Source organism: Enterobacter sp. BIDMC 27, assembly GCF_000534415.1.
GTDB lineage: Bacteria > Pseudomonadota > Gammaproteobacteria > Enterobacterales > Enterobacteriaceae > Enterobacter > Enterobacter hormaechei_C.
Map to the genome: position 1 here is coordinate 4,310,026 of NZ_KI973178.1, position 19,163 is coordinate 4,329,188.

18 protein-coding genes are annotated in these 19,163 nt (G+C 54.7%); 6 read left to right on the forward strand and 12 right to left on the reverse strand.

The window, feature by feature from the left end:
• Positions 1-21: 21 nt before the first annotated feature.
• The 9 genes from recO to rpoE all read right to left on the reverse strand — a co-directional run bounded on the left by recO (position 22) and on the right by rpoE (position 8,217).
• On the reverse strand, positions 22-729 hold the full coding sequence (gene recO / locus L463_RS02635; protein ID WP_015572142.1) for a DNA repair protein RecO: 708 nt from the start codon (positions 727-729) through the stop codon (positions 22-24).
• A 17-nt stretch (positions 730-746) separates the two neighbouring features.
• Positions 747-1,652 (reverse strand): GTPase Era, encoded by a 906-nt coding sequence (gene era, locus L463_RS02630; protein WP_003860709.1) that lies wholly within the window; start codon positions 1,650-1,652, stop codon positions 747-749.
• Complete coding sequence (rnc, locus tag L463_RS02625; RefSeq protein ID WP_003860711.1) at positions 1,649-2,329, reverse strand: ribonuclease III; 681 nt, start codon at positions 2,327-2,329, stop codon at positions 1,649-1,651. The genes era and rnc overlap by 4 nt, the downstream gene beginning before the upstream one ends.
• Before the next feature lie 223 nt (positions 2,330-2,552).
• Positions 2,553-3,527 (reverse strand): signal peptidase I, encoded by a 975-nt coding sequence (gene lepB, locus L463_RS02620; RefSeq protein WP_006811565.1) that lies wholly within the window; start codon positions 3,525-3,527, stop codon positions 2,553-2,555.
• 15 nt (positions 3,528-3,542) lie between these two features.
• Positions 3,543-5,348 carry a translation elongation factor 4 gene (gene lepA / locus L463_RS02615; protein WP_003860714.1) on the reverse strand — a complete coding sequence of 602 codons (1,806 nt, stop codon included), beginning with the start codon at positions 5,346-5,348 and terminating at the stop codon, positions 3,543-3,545.
• 185 nt (positions 5,349-5,533) lie between these two features.
• Positions 5,534-6,010 (reverse strand): SoxR-reducing system protein RseC, encoded by a 477-nt coding sequence (rseC, locus tag L463_RS02610; RefSeq protein ID WP_006811609.1) that lies wholly within the window; start codon positions 6,008-6,010, stop codon positions 5,534-5,536.
• Entirely contained in the window at positions 6,007-6,960 is a 954-nt protein-coding gene (rseB, locus tag L463_RS02605; protein WP_003860717.1) for a sigma-E factor regulatory protein RseB, read from the reverse strand. Before rseB ends, rseC begins: the two co-directional genes overlap by 4 nt.
• Positions 6,960-7,610, reverse strand: coding sequence for an anti-sigma-E factor RseA (gene rseA / locus L463_RS02600; protein ID WP_015572138.1), 651 nt, complete (start codon positions 7,608-7,610; stop codon positions 6,960-6,962). Before rseA ends, rseB begins: the two co-directional genes overlap by 1 nt.
• A gap of 31 nt (positions 7,611-7,641) precedes the next feature.
• Positions 7,642-8,217, reverse strand: a complete 576-nt coding sequence (gene rpoE / locus L463_RS02595; protein ID WP_006176728.1) for an RNA polymerase sigma factor RpoE — start codon at positions 8,215-8,217, stop codon at positions 7,642-7,644.
• Between the two features lie 425 nt (positions 8,218-8,642).
• Between rpoE and nadB the strand changes: the two genes are divergently transcribed.
• Complete coding sequence (nadB, locus tag L463_RS02590) at positions 8,643-10,262, forward strand: L-aspartate oxidase (protein WP_017692868.1); 1,620 nt, start codon at positions 8,643-8,645, stop codon at positions 10,260-10,262.
• On the opposite strand, the gene L463_RS02585 is transcribed toward nadB, so the two are convergent.
• Entirely contained in the window at positions 10,247-10,984 is a 738-nt protein-coding gene (locus L463_RS02585) for a tRNA(1)(Val) (adenine(37)-N(6))-methyltransferase TrmN (RefSeq protein ID WP_017383553.1), read from the reverse strand. The two genes, nadB and L463_RS02585, sit on opposite strands and share 16 nt — an antisense overlap.
• Before the next feature lie 132 nt (positions 10,985-11,116).
• Here L463_RS02585 and srmB point away from each other — a divergent pair, with 132 nt between their 5' ends.
• Positions 11,117-12,445 (forward strand): ATP-dependent RNA helicase SrmB, encoded by a 1,329-nt coding sequence (srmB, locus tag L463_RS02580; protein ID WP_017383554.1) that lies wholly within the window; start codon positions 11,117-11,119, stop codon positions 12,443-12,445.
• Positions 12,446-12,497: 52 nt separating this feature from the next.
• Here the strand turns inward: srmB and grcA are convergent, their stop codons facing one another.
• Entirely contained in the window at positions 12,498-12,881 is a 384-nt protein-coding gene (gene grcA, locus L463_RS02575) for an autonomous glycyl radical cofactor GrcA (protein WP_003860727.1), read from the reverse strand.
• 315 nt (positions 12,882-13,196) lie between these two features.
• Between grcA and ung the strand changes: the two genes are divergently transcribed.
• Positions 13,197-13,886, forward strand: a complete 690-nt coding sequence (gene ung, locus L463_RS02570; RefSeq protein WP_023295224.1) for a uracil-DNA glycosylase — start codon at positions 13,197-13,199, stop codon at positions 13,884-13,886.
• A 39-nt stretch (positions 13,887-13,925) separates the two neighbouring features.
• Here the strand turns inward: ung and L463_RS02565 are convergent, their stop codons facing one another.
• Entirely contained in the window at positions 13,926-15,011 is a 1,086-nt protein-coding gene (locus tag L463_RS02565) for a tRNA/rRNA methyltransferase (RefSeq protein ID WP_017383555.1), read from the reverse strand.
• 204 nt (positions 15,012-15,215) lie between these two features.
• On the opposite strand from L463_RS02565, the gene trxC reads away from it, so the two are divergent.
• The 3 genes from trxC to pat all read left to right on the forward strand — a co-directional run bounded on the left by trxC (position 15,216) and on the right by pat (position 19,103).
• The gene (gene trxC / locus L463_RS02560; protein ID WP_032104721.1) at positions 15,216-15,635 is read left to right on the forward strand and encodes a thioredoxin TrxC; all 420 of its coding nucleotides are present in this window, start codon (positions 15,216-15,218) and stop codon (positions 15,633-15,635) included.
• A 70-nt stretch (positions 15,636-15,705) separates the two neighbouring features.
• Complete coding sequence (tapT, locus tag L463_RS02555) at positions 15,706-16,404, forward strand: tRNA-uridine aminocarboxypropyltransferase (protein ID WP_015572132.1); 699 nt, start codon at positions 15,706-15,708, stop codon at positions 16,402-16,404.
• Positions 16,405-16,439: 35 nt separating this feature from the next.
• Positions 16,440-19,103 (forward strand): bifunctional acetate--CoA ligase family protein/GNAT family N-acetyltransferase, encoded by a 2,664-nt coding sequence (gene pat / locus L463_RS02550; protein WP_015572131.1) that lies wholly within the window; start codon positions 16,440-16,442, stop codon positions 19,101-19,103.
• Positions 19,104-19,163: the final 60 nt, after the last annotated feature.

Here is a 19,163-nt window from a genome sequence, read left to right on the forward strand (position 1 = left end):
GCTGGGGTGAGGGGTAAAACATTAGCGTTTCGGCATAAACTGCCTGAATAATTCGCGGCTTTTTAAAGGTTTGCCCCCAAGATACGGCTTGAGCGCAATTCGGGTAAAGCGTTTTGCCGCACGCAGAGTGTCGGCGTCCGGGAACTCGCGTTCATACAGTGCTCTGAGCTGGCGCCCGGTAAAGGTGCTGTTATCGACGACGACACTGGCAATAAAGCCCTTTTCCTCACGATAGCGATAGGTCATGGTGTCTTCTACCTCGTCTCCGCTTCCCGCACAGTGCAGAAAATCAACGCCGTAACCAAGGTGTCCGAGCAGCGCCAGTTCGAAACGACGCAGCACAGGCTCAGGGGTGCCGGTTGCGCCAGCAAGTGCCTGAATACAGTGCAGGTAATCAAAGAAAAGTTCAGAGAAGCGGGTCTCATGTTCAAGAACCCGTGAGATGAGTTCGTTAACATACAAACCGCTGTAGAGCGTGATACCAGAAAGAGGAAGCGCCAGGGAGACGGCTTCAGCACTGCGCAGGGTTTTGACTTCCCCTCGCCCGCCAAAGCGGACCAGCAGCGGGGTGAAAGGCTGCAAGGCACCTTTCAGATTAGAACGTCTGGAACGTGCGCCTTTGGCAACAAGGCGCACGCGACCGGACTCTTCCGTGAAGACGTCCAGCATCAGGCTGGTTTCGCTCCAGGGACGACTATGCAGGACAAAGGCGCGCTGCCATCCATCCATATGCTCGTCGTCTTAGGTTACTGATCTTCGCCGTAACCGAGGCTGCGCAGCGCACGCTCATCATCGGCCCAGCCAGATTTCACTTTCACCCACAGTTCCAGGTGAACCGGTGCTTCAAACATGTCCTGCATGTCTTTACGGGCTTCGATTCCGATAGTTTTGATCTTGGCGCCTTTATTGCCGATCACCATCTTCTTCTGCCCTTCACGCTCAACGAGGATCAGACCGTTAATATCGTAGCCGCCACGCTCGTTGCTCTGGAAACGCTCGATCTCCACCGTCACAGAGTACGGCAGTTCAGCGCCCAGGAAACGCATCAGCTTCTCACGGATGATTTCAGACGCCATAAAACGCTGAGAGCGATCGGTGATGTAGTCTTCCGGGAAGTGATGAGTCGCTTCCGGCAGATGCTTGCGCACGATACCCGCGATGGTATCAACGTTCAGACCCGTTTCCGCAGACAGCGGGACGATGTCCAGGAAGTTCATCTGGCTGCCCAGCCATTGCAGGTGCGGCAGCAGATCGGCTTTTTCCTGCACGTTGTCCACTTTATTGACTGCGAGGATCACCGGCGTTTTGCCGTCGCGCAGCTTGTTCAGGACCATTTCGTCGTCCGGCGTCCAGCGGGTGCCTTCCACAACGAAAATCACCAGCTCTACGTCGCCAATGGAGCTGCTCGCCGCCTTGTTCATCAGACGGTTGATGGCGCGCTTCTCTTCCATGTGCAGGCCCGGTGTATCGACGTAGATCGCCTGATACGCGCCTTCAGTATGGATACCGACGATGCGGTGACGCGTGGTCTGCGCCTTACGCGAGGTGATAGAAATCTTCTGCCCAAGCAGATTATTCAGCAGGGTGGATTTGCCAACGTTCGGACGTCCGACGATGGCAATAAATCCGCAATAGGTTTTGTCGATGCTCATTCCAGCTCCAGCATTTTTAACGCCTGTTCGGCGGCAGCCTGTTCAGCCTTACGACGGCTTGAACCCGTGCCGACCACCGGTTCACTCAGGCCACTGACCTGGCAATGGATGGTAAATTCCTGATCGTGGGCTTCGCCACGCACCTGCACCACCAGATAGGATGGCAGCGGCAGATGACGACCCTGCAAATATTCTTGCAGACGCGTTTTAGGATCTTTTTGTTTATCGCCCGGGCTGATTTCGTCCAGGCGGGTCTGATACCAGTTAAGGATCAGCTTTTCTACGGTCTGGATATCGCTGTCCAGGAACACGCCACCGATCAATGCCTCGACCGTATCGGCAAGGATGGATTCACGACGGAAACCACCACTTTTCAGCTCACCTGGCCCCAGACGCAGGCATTCACCCAGCTCAAACTCGCGTGCGATTTCAGCGAGGGTATTGCCGCGCACCAGCGTGGCGCGCATGCGGCTCATATCACCTTCGTCCACACGCGGAAAACGATGATAAAGCGCATTTGCAATCACAAAACTTAAAATAGAGTCGCCTAAAAACTCGAGACGCTCATTATGTTTGCTGCTGGCACTGCGATGGGTTAATGCCTGTTGCAACAACTCCTGATGATGAAAAGTGTAGCCCAGCTTCCGTTGAAGCCGATTAATTACGATGGGGTTCATGCGATACCAATAAATGAATGCGTCAAAAATGCAGCACACGAAACCGACCTGAGAAAACCAACGCGGTTTCGTGTGCCGTGGCACCCTTGCAGGGCCAACCTTAAACTTCGGGGGAATATTCTATACACAACGACAGGGGATGTCGTTAGTTCAAAGAGATTTATCGCTGAAATAATTCACGTAGCGGCGAATAAAAGCCGCTACGTGTTATTTTTGGCGAAAATTAATGAATTCCGCCAATACGATTCAGGCGAACGCCGGTCGGCCACTCGCCTTCCTGCTTCTCAAAACTCATCCAGATAGCGGTTGCTTTACCGACCAGATTCGCTTCCGGCACAAAGCCCCAGTAACGGCTGTCCGCAGAGTTATCGCGGTTGTCACCCATCATGAAGTAGTGTCCCGGCGGCACAATCCAGGTCGCCAGTTGTTGGCCTGGCTGCTGGTAGTACATTGCCAGCTGATCCTGTGCGATGGGCACGGTCAGAATGCGGTGAGTAACATCGCCCAGCGTCTCTTTGCGTTCAACCAGACGAATGCCATTCTCTTTGGTTTCACCTTTTGGCACCTGGAAGAATCCGCTGGTCGCTTCACCGCCGTTACGGCGGGCGAAGGTCTGCACAAAATCAGCTGGCTCAACGTTGGAGTAAGTGACTGGCAGCGCATTTTCACATGCGGTGCCAGAGCTACAGCCTGGCTGAATGGTCACCTCTTTTGCCACCGGATCGTAGGTCACTTTATCGCCCGGCAGACCTACCGCGCGTTTAATATAATCCAGCCGCGGATCTTCCGGATATTTAAACACCACGATGTCGCCACGTTTCGGATGACCCGTTTCGATCAGCGTTTTCTGATAGATCGGATCTTTGATGCCATAGGCAAACTTCTCAACCAGAATGAAATCACCGATCAGCAGCGTTGGCATCATCGATCCTGACGGGATCTGGAACGGTTCATAGATAAATGAACGCACCACCAGCACAATCGCCAGCACCGGGAATACCGATGCCCCTGTTTCCAGCCAGCCCGGTTTTGGGCCGACTTTTTTCAGGGTTTTCGCGTCCAGCGCATCGCCCGTGGCTGCCTGCGCGGCAGCCTGACGTTCACGGCGTTTTGGGGCGAAGATAAACTTATCGAGGCACCACAACAGACCTGTCACCAGGGTAGCGATGACCAGGATCAGGGCAAACATGTTCGCCATGCCAACTCCTTAAGGTTATTTACCGTTACCGTCTTTACCAACATGAAGGATGGCAAGGAATGCTTCCTGCGGCAGCTCAACGTTACCGACCTGCTTCATACGCTTCTTACCTTCTTTCTGCTTCTGCAACAGCTTTTTCTTACGGCTGACGTCGCCGCCGTAGCACTTAGCCAGAACGTTTTTACGCAGCTGCTTCACGGTTGAACGGGCAATGATGTGGTTACCAATGGCCGCCTGAATCGCAATGTCAAACTGCTGACGCGGGATCAGATCTTTCATCTTCTCAACCAGCTCACGACCACGGTACGGTGCGTTATCGTTGTGGGTGATCAGCGCCAGCGCATCCACACGCTCGCCGTTGATCAGCACGTCCACACGAACCATGTTCGAGGCCTGGAAGCGTTTGAAGTTGTAGTCCAGCGACGCATAGCCACGGGAGGTAGACTTCAGACGGTCGAAGAAGTCGAGCACCACTTCTGCCATCGGAATTTCATAGGTCAGCGCCACCTGGTTACCGTGGTAAACCATGTTGGTCTGCACGCCACGCTTCTCAATACACAGGGTGATCACGTTACCGAGGAACTCCTGCGGCAGCAGCATGTGACACTCTGCGATAGGCTCGCGCAGTTCCTGAATATTATTCAGCGGTGGGAGCTTGGACGGGCTGTCGACGTAGATCACCTCTTTCGAGGTGGTTTCTACTTCGTAGACAACCGTCGGGGCGGTGGTGATCAGATCCAGATCGTATTCACGCTCCAGACGTTCCTGAATGATCTCCATGTGCAGCAGACCGAGGAAGCCACAGCGGAAGCCAAAGCCCAGCGCCGTTGAGCTTTCTGGCTCGTAGAACAGGGAGGCATCGTTGAGGCTCAGCTTTCCGAGCGCATCGCGGAAGTTTTCGTAATCGTCAGAGCTGACCGGGAACAGACCCGCATAAACCTGCGGTTTCACCTTTTTGAAGCCTGGCAGCGCTTTATCTGCCGGGTTACGTGCGCCGGTCAGGGTATCGCCTACTGGCGCGCCGAGGATGTCTTTAATTGCACAGACCAGCCAACCCACTTCGCCGCATTTCAGTTCGGTACGGTCAACCTGTTTGGGCGTGAAGATGCCCAGACGGTCAGCGTTGTAGACCTGGCCGGTGCTCATGACCTTGATTTTGTCGCCTTTACGCATGGTGCCGTTTTTAATACGCACCAGCGAGACAACGCCGAGGTAGTTATCAAACCAGGAGTCGATGATCAGCGCCTGTAGCGGCGCATCAGGGTCGCCTTCCGGCGGCGGAATATCACGCACCAGACGTTCCAGTACGTCCGGAACACCGACACCGGTTTTCGCCGAGCAGCGCACTGCATCGGTCGCATCAATACCGACGATGTCTTCAATCTCTTCCGCTACGCGCTCAGGATCGGCGGCTGGCAGGTCGATTTTATTCAGAACCGGCACCACTTCAAGATCCATTTCCATGGCGGTGTAGCAGTTTGCCAGCGTCTGGGCCTCTACGCCCTGCCCGGCATCCACCACCAGCAGCGCGCCTTCGCAGGCCGCCAGCGAGCGTGACACTTCATAAGAGAAGTCAACGTGCCCTGGGGTGTCGATAAAGTTCAGCTGATAGGTTTCACCATCGGAAGCTTTATAGTCGAGCGTCACGCTCTGCGCTTTGATGGTAATACCGCGTTCGCGTTCCAGGTCCATGGAGTCCAGAACCTGGGCTGCCATTTCACGATCAGACAGGCCACCGCAAATCTGGATAATACGGTCAGACAGCGTCGACTTACCGTGGTCAATGTGAGCAATGATCGAAAAGTTACGTATGTTCTTCATATAGTTAAATAATTATGCCTTACGAATTCCTGGAGGCCGCTGTTCTTAGCCTGACGTTTTTCAGTGCGAAAACGCAGCATTCTACACTACATCCTCGTCAGCTGGAAATGCACTTAGAGCCAGGTATAGCGCGAAGAGACGGCGTTTTCTTTATTGCGATGTAAATAATAATAAAGCCCGGCAGATTACCGGGCCTCAGAAGAGAGCGTCTCAACACGAAGTTGGTCGGGTGCCAGTGCAACGCTGAGGATAACGGGCTGCCACGCTTCCCGGGCGGCAAGCCTTGGGGAAACGCCTTTAGCAAGCCAGAACCCGCCCACGCCGCCCAAAGCGGCCCCGCACATGGCGGCCAAATCTGTGCCGAACAGCATCTGGAAAACCCCGCCCATCACGAACAGACCTGCCAGCGGAGAAAGGTAAACCAGCATGGCGGAAGTGAGCAGGCTACCTTCAGCGATGCCCAGCTCCACTTTTTGCCCTGCCACCAGCGGCTGATCGCTCGGCACAGCAATAGTGTGCGACGTTTGCGGCCCCAGCTTATTCAACACGCGGCTGCCGCAACCGGCTCGCGAAGCGCAGCTGCTGCATGATGCTTTAACGTCACAGCTGACAAGCGCTACGCCATCCTGCCAGGATACGACCGTGGCCCACTCTTTAATCATTGCGCAGCCCTGAATTTAATGCTGTCTGAAATACGTTTTGCCGTTGGCGGCGGTAATTCACCGACAATGGTAATTTCCGCATTATCGCGCACCGTCGTGCTGACCGTCCGGCGACCGGTACGGAGCATCTGTTCGGAACTGTTCGCCGTAGCGCGATTGATATTCACCGAGAAGCTAAACAGCCCATCGGAATAGAGTCGCGACTCAACCGGTGTTTCGATGGTTGGGAGCTGGCGACGGCTGCTGGAAACTTCGCTGAACCCTTGCGGGATCCAGGATGGTACCCAGTTAAAATTGACAGAATCGCCGGCAGGCACGGAAAGCAAAGGAGGCAGGCTGGCTTTGGCCAGATTCTGCATGCTGTTGCCAACCTGACTGTTCACATCGAAGGAGATCACGCGGAACTGCTCCAGCGTCTCACCGTCGCGATCGAGCAGATCAACGCGCATCGGCAGCTTCGTCTCTGCGTCAATCCAGACGATATAGCTGTAACGTGTCCCATCCCGCGCGACAACGCGGATCACTTCGCACAGCCTGTCGGCAATACGCGTTCGCCCCACCGAGATAAAATCATAGTAGGGGGCGAGACGTTTAAAATCGGTGTAAATGAGCGACGGCAGGGAGTCAACGATGTAGTCACCATTGAGCGTAAACGGCTCAAGGCCAGGCTCGAAATAGCTGATTTCGTTCCCACGCTGGACCACTTCCCGACGCGGGCCATCCATCTGTAAAAGCTGGGCGAGCGGCTGGTTATCAAGGCGGGCGTGGCGATAGCGTAACGATTCGACACCCTGCTTATTGATGCTGATAAATGCCAACTCGTAATTGAGTGACTGGCTGGCCAGATTCATTTGCTGCAACAACGCCCCGGATGAAACATCAGCCGAGGCGTTAGCAGAGAAGAACAGGCTACCCGCCATCAAAGACATGGCGAACCAAAGTTGCTTCATTACTGCGATTGCGTTCCTAAAGTTTGGTTTCCTGGCACCTGCACAGCAGCCTGCTGGGTTTGGGCCTGCTCAAACTGAAGCTGCTCGGAGTGCAGACGGCGCTGCAACTCGTAATCCTGCAACATCGCATTAATGCGACGGCGCTGCTCCTGTACCTGCTGTTGCTGTCCGCCGCTTGCGGAGGCATCTGCCGGTACGCCCAGGCTAACCGGGCTGGCTTTACCCATCATCGGCAGCGTATTGAACACTGGCGCTTCAGGCTGCTGATTGGCTTCAGACTGAGTATTATAGTGCTGGACCCCAACGATAACTGCAAGCGATACGCACGCAGCGACCCCCATTTGGGTGAGCTGGCTGGCCCATGGACGCACCTTGTGCCAGAACGGCATTTTCTGCCATTGGTGAGGTGCAGGCTGCGCTTCAGGAATCAGCGGCGTGGTCTGATGAACAGGTTCGTTCTCAATGGCCGCCATAACGCGTGCTGAGATATCGAAATGGAGAACCTCGCTGGTATCACCGCGCAGAGAGTCGCGGATAAGATGATAGCTCTCCCAGGTCTGTTGCATTTCGGGAGAATGAGACAACTCATCGAGCAGCTCATTATCCAGCGTTTCACCATCCATTAAAGCGGAAAGTTTTTCTTTCTGCATGCCTAATACCTTTTCCAGTATCCCGCTATCGTCAACGCCTGATAAGCGGTTGAACTTTATTATCAATGGCTTCTCGCGCACGGAAAATTCGTGAACGAACCGTGCCGACCGGACAATCCATGATGGCGGCTATCTCTTCATAGCTTAGGCCATCCAGCTCCCGTAACGTAATTGCCATGCGTAAATCTTCCGGGAGCGACTCGATCGTGCGAAAAACGATTTGTCTCAGTTCTTCTGACAACATTAAGTTCTCAGGGTTCGAAATTTCTTTCAGCGCGCCGCCACTTTCGAAGTTTTCTGCGTCGATAGCGTCAACGTCACTTGAAGGCGGACGACGGCCCTGAGCAACCAAATAATTCTTAGCCGTATTGACTGCAATACGATACAGCCAGGTATAAAAAGCACTATCCCCCCGGAATGAATCCAGCGCGCGATAGGCCTTAATAAAAGACTCTTGCACCACATCAGGAACATCGCCTGACGGTACATAGCGGGAAACCAGACTCGCTACCTTATGCTGGTAGCGCACCACCAGTAGGTTAAAAGCTTTCTGATCTCCCTTCTGGACCCGTTCAACCAGGACCTGGTCCGTTAACTGCTCGCTCATCCGAGGTAATGTCTCCCCAAACCAAATTCCACGCGTTATCGAAACGCCACTCTAACAACATTGCACTTTGAGCAAGCACCGAATTAGAGTGTCTGTTCTTCAATAAGTTCCGTAACGCCTTTGTTTTTGTTCATCGCGCCGCAGACCGTTCATTTTCTCTCATTATAAGTCTGTTCACGATACGCACCCGCTTTCTGACAAGAATCATCAACTTTATCGTCAGAAGAGTAACGCAACACAGGCTTTATTTCACCACAAAATCTGAAGCTAACGATCTGCTTCGCAAAATATTTCCGGCCATTTAGCGCAAATTTAACTTCTGGCCTTCCGTTTAGTCATTGCAACACACAACAAAAAAAACGTGCGATATCTCGCATCACAATGCTATTCTCCCCACACCATGTTTAGTAAATTAAACAAACATCATGAACACGACGCCTGAACTTCATTGTGATGTACTGATCATCGGCAGCGGTGCTGCCGGCCTATCCCTCGCACTGCGCCTGGCGGAACATCAGAACGTAATCGTGCTGAGTAAAGGGCCGATGAGCGAAGGTTCCACCTTCTATGCACAAGGCGGTATTGCCGCCGTGTTTGATGAAACGGATAGTATAGCCTCGCACGTAGAAGACACCCTGATTGCCGGCGCCGGGATCGTGGATGAGCATGCGGCAGAGTTTGTCGCCAGCAATGCCCGCCACTGCGTGCAATGGCTTATCGATCAGGGCGTGCTGTTTGATACGCATGTTCAGCCTAATGGTGAAGAGAGCTATCACCTGACCCGTGAAGGCGGGCACAGCCACCGCCGTATTCTGCACGCTGCTGATGCAACCGGAAAAGCGGTTGAAACCACGCTGGTCAGCAAAGCCCTCAGCCATCCTAATATTCGGGTGCTGGAGCGCAGCAATGCCGTCGACCTGATTATTTCCGATAAGATTGGCCTGCCCGGCACGCGCCGTGTTGTCGGCGCATGGGTGTGGAATCGGAATAAAGAGAAGGTGGAAACCTGCCAGGCAAAAGCCGTTGTGCTGGCGACTGGCGGCGCCTCCAAGGTTTACCAGTACACGACAAACCCGGATATCGCCTCCGGAGACGGTATCGCCATGGCCTGGCGCGCAGGCTGCCGCGTGGCGAATATGGAGTTTAATCAGTTCCATCCTACCGCCCTTTTCCACCCGCAGGCACGTAACTTCCTGTTAACTGAAGCGTTGCGCGGCGAAGGCGCGTATCTGAAGCGTCCGGACGGTTCCCGGTTTATGCCGGACTTCGACCCCCGAGGTGAACTTGCCCCGCGGGATATCGTGGCCCGCGCCATTGACCACGAGATGAAGCGGCTTGGCGTCGACTGTATGTATCTGGACATTAGCCATAAACCGGAAGACTTTATTCGCCAGCACTTCCCGATGATTTATGAAAAGCTGCTGAGTCTGGGTATTGATTTAACCCGCGATCCGGTGCCGATTGTACCTGCCGCACACTATACCTGTGGCGGGGTGATGGTTGACGATCATGGTCGTACCGACGTGGATGGTTTGTATGCGATCGGCGAGGTCAGCTACACCGGCCTGCATGGTGCGAATCGCATGGCCTCAAACTCGCTGCTGGAGTGTCTGGTGTACGGGTGGTCGGCTGCGGAAGATATTACCAAACGCATGCCCTATGCACGTCCGACAACACACTTGCCGGCATGGGATGAAAGTCGGGTAGAAAACCCGGACGAACTGGTGGTTATCCAGCATAACTGGCACGAGCTGCGGCTTTTCATGTGGGATTATGTCGGGATTGTACGCACAACGAAGCGTCTGGAACGCGCGTTACGCCGCATCATGATGTTGCAGCAGGAAATTGATGAATATTACGCCAACTTCCGCGTTTCTAATAATCTGCTGGAGCTGCGCAACCTTGTGCAGGTTGCCGAGCTGATTGTGCGCTGTGCGATGATGCGCAAAGAGAGCCGTGGCCTGCATTATACGCTGGACTATCCCGAACCGCTTGAAATGTCCGGCCCGTCGGTGTTGACGCCGCAGGTTCACATAAACAGATAAAAGGCCTGGGTCAGGGCAGTGTAATCTTCGGAATAACGCTGGTCTGGCCCACGAATGACCAACCTGTCGATAAAGCATTCCCCCTCTTTCGGCGAGAGCGCCAGCAACACGCGGTGCGGTAAGCGTCCTTCCGTATCCGAAATATCGGTACGAAGACGCAGATTCCAGCCGATCCCCCGTGCGATCTCAATGAAGGTATTACCCGTGCTTTCAGGCAAGACCACGCAGAAAAATCCCTCTTCCGAGATGAGCTCCGCCGCACTGGTCAGTAGCGCCTTGTGATCGAGCGAGCCGGTGTAACGTGCCTGCTCGCGTTCTGGCGTTCCACATTCCACGCCTGGCGTGAAATACGGCGGATTGCTGACAATCAAATCGTAACGCGCGGTTTGCTCCGACGCCCAGGTCAGGACATCGGCGCATTCTACCCTGATGCGATCTGCCCACGGAGAGTCGGCAGCGTTTTCACTTGCCTGCCGGGACGCCTGAGGATCAAGCTCAACGGCGTCGATCGTGACGTGTTCTTCCGTTCGCTGCGCCAGCATCAGCGCCTGAAGTCCGCTGCCCGTACCAATATCCAGAATGCGTTTTACACCTGCGACAGGCGCCCATGCACCCAGTAAAATACCGTCTGTACCGACTTTCATCGCACAACGATCGTGCGCCACAAAAAACTGTTTAAACGTAAAACCATCGCGGCGCAACTGCGCTTTGAGTTGAGACATGTCAGGGCAACCTTCTGAGTGAAACTGGAGTAGCATAGGGGAAAGCGAAGTGGTCGAAAAGCGATATCCATACAAACAGATGAAGATTACAGCCGTAACGTCTATAATCAGCGCCCCACACAGAGGTAGAACATGACTGTAACGACTTTTTCCGAACTTGAACTCGATGAAAGCCTGCTCAATGCCCTTGAGAGCAAAGGCTTTACACGCCCGACCGCCATTCAGGCCGCGGCCATTCCGCCTGCGCTTGAGGGCCGCGATGTGCTCGGTTCTGCGCCAACCGGCACGGGGAAGACAGCAGCCTACTTGCTGCCTGTGTTGCAGCATTTGCTCGACTTTCCGCGTAAAAAATCAGGCCCGCCGCGCATTTTGATCCTGACCCCGACCCGTGAACTGGCGATGCAGGTTGCCGAACACGCGCGTGAGCTGGCGGCGAACACCCATCTGGATATCGCGACCATCACCGGTGGCGTAGCGTATATGAACCACGCCGAAGTGTTCAGCGAAAACCAGGATATCGTTGTCGCGACGACAGGCCGTCTGCTGCAATACATAAAAGAAGAGAACTTCGACTGCCGCGCGGTGGAAACGCTGATTCTCGATGAAGCTGACCGCATGCTGGACATGGGCTTTGCCCAGGATATCGAACACATCGCGGGTGAAACGCGCTGGCGTAATCAGACAATGCTGTTCTCGGCAACCCTTGAAGGGGATGCCATTAAAGATTTCGCCGAACGTCTGCTGGAAGATCCGGTGGAAGTGTCCGCTACGCCATCGACCCGTGAGCGTAAGAAGATCCACCAGTGGTACTACCGCGCAGATAACCTTGAGCATAAGGTTGAGTTGTTGAAACACCTGCTGAAGCAGGAAGAGGCAACCCGTACCATCGTCTTCGTACGCAAACGTGAGCGCGTGCATGAGCTGGCAGAAATGCTGCGCAACGCCGGCATTAACAACTGCTATCTCGAAGGTGAAATGGCGCAGGTTAAGCGAACCGAAGGGATTAAGCGCCTGACCGATGGCCGCGTGAATGTGCTGGTTGCCACCGATGTTGCCGCGCGTGGGATCGACATCCCGGACGTGAGCCACGTAATCAACTTTGATATGCCGCGCAGCGGTGATACTTACCTGCACCGTATTGGTCGTACCGGCCGTGCGGGCCGCAAAGGTATTGCTATCTCTCTGGTAGAAGCGCACGACCATCTGCTGCTACAGAAAATTGGCCGCTACGTTGAGGAGCCGCTGAAAGCTCGCGTGATTGACGGGCTTCGTCCGACCACACGTGCGCCGAGTGAAAAAATGACGGGTAAACCGTCCAAGAAAGCGCTCGCGAAACGTGCTGAGAGAAAAGAGAAAGAAAAAGAGAAGCCGCGCGTTAAACAGCGCCACCGCGATACCAAAAATATTGGTAAGCGCCGTAAGCCAAGCTCTGCTGCGCCAGAGACAAAAACGGAAGAGTAAAAAAAAGCCGGGACATTCCCGGCTTTTTTATTCCACCCCCGAAGCTGAAACCTTACAGGCTTTCAGTAAAGGTACGCGCGATAACGTCGCGCTGCTGTTCCGGGGTCAGAGAGTTGAAACGCACCGCATAGCCAGACACACGGATGGTCAGCTGCGGGTATTTTTCCGGATGCTCAACGGCATCCATCAGCGTTTCGCGACGCAGGACGTTAACGTTCAGGTGCTGACCGCCTTCCACGCGTACTTCTGGTTGCACTTGCATTGGAATTTCACGGTATTCAATTTCGCCCAGTTTGCTCACCGGAACGATTTCGTCTTCCGCAAAACCTGCTTTCGCTACTACACAGCGCGCTTCGTTTTTCTCGCTGTCCAGCAGCCAGAAAGAGTTCAGCAGATCGTCATTTGCAGCTTTAGTAATCTGGATACCTGTAATCATGTGTTGCCTCCCTTAGGCTACATTAACTGATGCTGGCCTTTTGCGGCCAATTGGTAAAACCATTGTTTGTTGTGTGTATATATAACATTCAGACCCGGGTGATTTATTGATTTAAATCAACAAAACCACCAACCACACAAAGAGTGTGGTCTGTATTTTTTGTTTTAGATCAATTTTAAAGGTTTACCAATTCAACTTATCCTGCCTGGTTTTCAACATAAATTGAGACACTTAGCCTGCTTTTCCGCGGGTAATTTTGCTCATTGGGGTTTAGCAGGTAAGCTAGACACAGAATGAGATTCGCAGGAGAGCGAGATGACAACACCTTTAACCTGGCATGACGTGCTGGCAGAAGAGAAGCAGCAGCCCTATTTTATTAACACCCTCAGTACCGTTGCGGCTGAACGGCAGGCCGGCCAGACAATTTATCCGCCGCAGAAAGATGTGTTTAACGCCTTCCGCTACACCGAACTGAGTGATGTAAAGGTGGTTATCCTGGGGCAGGATCCGTACCACGGCCCCGGGCAGGCTCACGGACTGGCATTTTCCGTGCGTCCGGGCGTGGCCATCCCCCCTTCTCTGCTAAATATGTATAAAGAGCTGGAAGGAACGATTCCGGGTTTTACCCGCCCTAATCACGGTTATCTGGAAAGCTGGGCGCGCCAGGGCGTGCTGTTGCTGAATACCGTATTAACCGTCCGGGCGGGTCAGGCACACTCCCACGCCAGTCTGGGATGGGAAACCTTTACCGATAAGGTTATCAGCCTGATCAATGAGCATCGTGAAGGCGTCGTGTTTTTACTCTGGGGTTCGCATGCCCAAAAGAAAGGGGCGATTATCGATCGTCAGCGTCATCACGTGCTGAAGGCACCGCACCCGTCGCCGCTGTCTGCGCATCGCGGTTTCTTTGGCAGTAATCATTTTGTTCTGACGAATGAGTGGCTGGAAAAGCGTGGCGAAAAGCCGATTGACTGGATGCCTGTGTTATCGGCAGAGAGCGAGTAGGGTTTGAATGTGCCGGGTCAGGCCCGGCACATAAAAGGCTTATGCCTTGTTCTGACGCCACCATTCCGCCAGCAGCACGCCGGTCGCAACGGATACGTTCAGGCTTTCAACGTTGCCTGTGCCGTCGATAGAGACGCTCAGGTCAGCGCTGGAGAGTGCCGCATCAGACAGACCATCACGCTCCTGACCTAACACCAGCACCATTTTGCGCGGCAGCGTCGCTTTAAACAGCGGCGTAGCGGCACGGCTTGAGGTGGTGACAATGGTGTAGCCCGCTTTACGGAACTGCTCCAGGGCTTCCAGCACGCTGTCGCCGGTGATCGGCTGAACATGCTCAGCACCGCCTTCCGCGGTACGAATCGCCGCACCGGATTCCAGCAGCGCGGCATCCTGCAACAGAACGCCTTTCACGCCAAAGTGCGCGCAGCTACGCATCATAGCGCCCAGGTTATGCGGGTTACCCACATCTTCCAGCGCCAGCACGCAGTCATCGGCATCCGCCTGGCTGACCCACTGCTGCACGGTAGTGCCGTTACGTTTTTTGATCAGGAAGCAGACGCCGCCGTGGTGTTCAGTCCCGGACGCTTTTGTCAGCTCGGCATCGTCAACCACGTGATAGGCTTTGCGGTTCGCCGCCATCCAGCGCAGCGCTTCTTTGAAACGCGGGGTCACGCTCTGAATAAACCATGCACGAACGATACACTCCGGGCGGCTCTGGAACAGGGCCTGACAGGCGTTCTCACCGTAGACACGGGTCTCTTCCGCACGCTGACGACGCAGCACTTCCGGATCGATAAAGCTTTTTCCGCTGATACCGCCGTGATCGGCTTTTTCGGTCGCCTCTTCACCGGGCGCGCGAGAAACGGTACGCCATGGCGATCCACCGTCACGGACAACATCATCGCGTTTGCGATCGTCACGCTTACGGTCATCACGTTTGCGGTCATCGCCGCGGTTATTTCTGTCATCGCGGGCGGGGCGACGGCCACCGTCTGCACGAGAAGACGCCGGACGCCCGCCACCTTTTCCGGTACGCGGATTTTGGGTGCGTTTATCAGAGTCATCATCACTGCGGACATACATCACTTTGACCTTGCCGCTTTTGTTTTTCATTTCGTCGTTCATGCTTTTCTCCACCAGCGCTGCGCGAAGCGCGCAGATTACCCGATGTGCAAGCTCATAGCCATAATTTCGTACAAAAGCCTGTGACTATTGTTCCCATTGAATAAAACGCATTGTCGTTTCATACAAGCTCACTGATAATATGTAACATATCAGAAACATTATCGGCGTTCTGCCGTTGTTCCACGGCTCTATCAGAGGTTAGTTATGAATACCGTATGTGCCAACTGTCAGGCTGTAAACCGCATTCCGGACGACCGGGTGGATGACGGTGCGAAATGCGGGCGTTGTGGCCACGAATTATTTGATGGCGATGTCATTAACGCGACGGGTGCTACGCTGGACAAACTCCTCAAGGACGATCTGCCTGTTGTGGTCGATTTCTGGGCACCGTGGTGCGGCCCCTGCCGTAACTTTGCGCACATCTTCGAAGACGTGGCTGAAGAGCGCAGCGGGAAAATGCGTTTTGTCAAAGTGAATACCGAAGCGGAACGTGAACTCAGCGCCCGTTTTCGCATTCGCAGCATTCCAACCATTATGATTTTCAAAAATGGTGAAGTGATCGATATGCTCAATGGTGCAGTACCGAAAGCGCCTTTCGACAGCTGGTTAAACGAATCCCTGTAACATTCACGGGGCATATCTTGTGCCCCGTTCTCTCCTCTGCGAAAATGGGGTTTTTCCTGCCTTTTCGCCCATGACTGATAACGCTGTACTTCAATTACGCGCCGAGCGCCTTGCGCGCGCCACCCGCCCTTTTCTGGCCCGAGGCAATCGTATTCGCCGCTGCCAGCGCTGCCTTTTACCGCTGAAAGTGTGTCTGTGCGAAACGCTTGCACCGAGCGAGGCGAAAAGCCGCTTTTGTCTGGTCATGTTCGATACCGAACCGATGAAGCCCAGCAACACGGGGCGTTTGATCGCCGATATTCTGCCCAACACCGCAGCGTTTCAGTGGTCGCGCACTGAGCCACCTCAGGCTCTGCTCGACCTGGTGGCAAGCCCGGACTATCAGCCCATGGTCGTTTTCCCGGCATCATATGCAGGCGAACAACGTCAGGTGCTTACGGCGCCACCATCCGGTAAGCCGCCGCTGTTTATTATGCTCGACGGCACCTGGACCGAAGCGAGAAAGATGTTTCGCAAAAGCCCTTACCTTGATGCGCTGCCGGTGATTTCCGTCGATCTGTCGCGCGTTTCGGCCTATCGCTTGCGTGAAGCGCATGCCGACGGTCAATATTGCACCGCTGAAGTCGCTATTGCGCTACTGGACCTGGCGGGCGATACCCAGGCGGCCGGCGCGCTGGGCTCCCACTTCTCCTGCTTCCGTGAACGTTATCTTGCGGGAAAAACCGTTCATAAGGGTAGCGTCACAGCAACAGAGACAGAAAGCGTTTAAAATCATCAGGTCGCTTGCATTCACGGGAGGCCTGCATGAGCCAGAGAGGGTTAGAAGCGCTACTCCGTCCGAAATCCATTGCCGTTATTGGCGCCTCGATGAAACCGGACCGCGCAGGGTATCTGATGATGCGTAACCTGCTGGCTGGCGGGTTTAACGGCCCGGTCATGCCCGTTACGCCCGCTTATAAGGCGGTACAGGGGGTACTGGCGTGGCCGGATGTGCAGAGCCTGCCTTTCGTTCCCGACCTCGCCGTGCTCTGTACGCATGCGAAACGAAACCTCGAACTGCTTGAGTCGCTCGGTCAGAAAGGCTGTAAAACCTGCATTATTCTTTCCTCGCCTCCTGAACAGCAGCCCGAACTGCTGGCCTGCGCCAGCCGCTACCAGATGCGCATTCTTGGTCCAAACAGCCTCGGTCTGCTTGCGCCCTGGCAGGGGCTGAATGCCAGTTTTTCCCCGGTTCCGATCCGCAAAGGCAAACTGGCCTTTATTTCGCAGTCGGCTGCGGTATCCAATACCATCCTCGACTGGGCGCAGCAGCGTGAGATGGGTTTTTCCTACTTCATCGCTTTGGGCGACAGCCTGGACATTGACGTCGATGAGCTGCTGGATTTCCTGGCGCGTGACAGCAAAACCAGCGCTATCCTGCTCTACCTTGAACACCTGAGCGACGCCCGTCGTTTTGTGTCGGCGTCACGTAGCGCATCGCGAAATAAACCGATACTGGTCATCAAAAGCGGGCGCAGCCCTGCGGCTCAGCGCCTGCTACATTCCCGTTCAGGGATGGATCCCGCATGGGATGCAGCGATCCAGCGCGCCGGTTTACTGCGGGTACAGGATACGCACGAGCTTTTTTCCGCCGTCGAAACGTTAAGCCACATGCGCCCCCTGCGCGGTGAAAAGCTGATGATTGTCAGCAACGGTGCCGCTCCCGCCGCCCTGGCGCTGGACGAGCTCTGGCTACGCAACGGCAAGCTGGCCACGCTGGGTGAAGAGACGCTACAGCGCCTGCGGGACGCGTTACCGGGAAGCGTTGTTCCCGATAATCCCCTCGATTTGCGCGATGATGCCAGCAGCGATCGTTACATTAAGGCGATCACGATTTTGCTCGATAGCCAGGACTTTGATGCGCTGATGATTATCCATTCGCCCAGCGCGGTTGCGCCAGGCAGCGAAAGTGCGCGTGCGCTGATTGAGGCAGTCCGAAAACATCCCCGCGGCAAATACGTTACCCTGCTGACCAACTGGTGCGGCGAGTTCTCCTCCCAGGAGGCACGGCGTCTGTTTAGTGAAGCCGGGTTGCCAACCTACCGTACCCCGGAGGGCACCATTACCGCGTTTATGCATATGGTTGAATACCGCCGCAACCAGAAGCAGCTGCGTGAAACGCCTGCCCTGCCGGGCAATCTCACCGCAAATTCGGTGGATGTGCACAGGCTTTTGCAGCAGGCCATCGAAGAGGGCGCCGCTTCTCTTGACACACATGAGGTGCAACCCATTCTTGGCAGCTATGGGATGCAAACCCTGCCCACCTGGATTGCCGGCGACAGCGCTGAGGCGGTACATATCGCTGAGCAGATTGGTTATCCGGTCGCGCTGAAGCTGCGCTCTCCCGATATTCCGCACAAATCGGATGTGCAGGGCGTCATGCTGTATCTGCGCACCGCGACAGAAGTACAACAGGCCGCGGATGCCATTATCGATCGCGTAAAAATGACGTGGCCACAGGCCCGGATCCACGGCCTGCTGGTGCAGAGCATGGCCAACCGTGCAGGTGCGCAGGAGCTACGCGTGGTTGTCGAACACGATCCGGTTTTTGGTCCGCTCATTATGCTGGGTGAAGGCGGCGTTGAGTGGCGGCCAGAAGAACAGGCGGTTGTCGCGCTTCCTCCTCTAAACATGAACCTGGCGCGTTATTTGATTATTCAGGCCATCAAAAGCAAAAAAATCCGCGGGAGAAGCGCTCTGCGGCCGCTTGATATCGCTGGGTTAAGCCAGTTTCTGGTGAAGGTCTCCAACCTCATTGTTGACTGTGCGGAGATCCAGCGCCTGGATATCCACCCCCTTCTTGCCTCCGGAAATGAATTTACCGCGCTGGACGTGACGCTGGATATTGCGCCCTTTATCGGTGATCGGGAAAGCCGTCTCGCCATTCGTCCTTATCCTCTTCATCTGGAAGAGTGGGTGGAGATGAAAAATGGGGAACGGGCGCTGTTTCGCCCTATCCTGCCGGAAGACGAGCCGCTGCTGCGGGCGTTCATCTCGCAGGTGACGAAGGAAGATTTGTACTATCGCTATTTCAGCGAAATCAATGAATTTACCCACGATGATTTAGCCAATATGACCCAGATCGACTACGATCGAGAAATGGCGATTGTGGCGGTCCGCCGTTCCGGAGCGGGAGAGGAGATCCTCGGCGTGACGCGTGCCATTTCCGACCCGGATAACGTGGATGCGGAGTTTGCCGTACTGGTGCGTTCCGATCTTAAGGGTTTGGGGTTGGGCAGACGGCTGCTCGAAAAACTCATTGGTTATACGCGCGATCACGGATTGTCACGCCTGAATGGCATTACTATGCCAAACAATCGGGGTATGGTGACCCTGGCGCGGAAGCTCGGTTTTGACGTTGATATCCAGCTGGATGAAGGCATTGTCTCTCTGTCCCTCAGCCTGATTTCGACGGATAAACAAGAGTAAGCTGCTGGAAATGTTACCCACTTTTCGCGGCACTGGGGTATCATTGTCCGCTTATGTTGT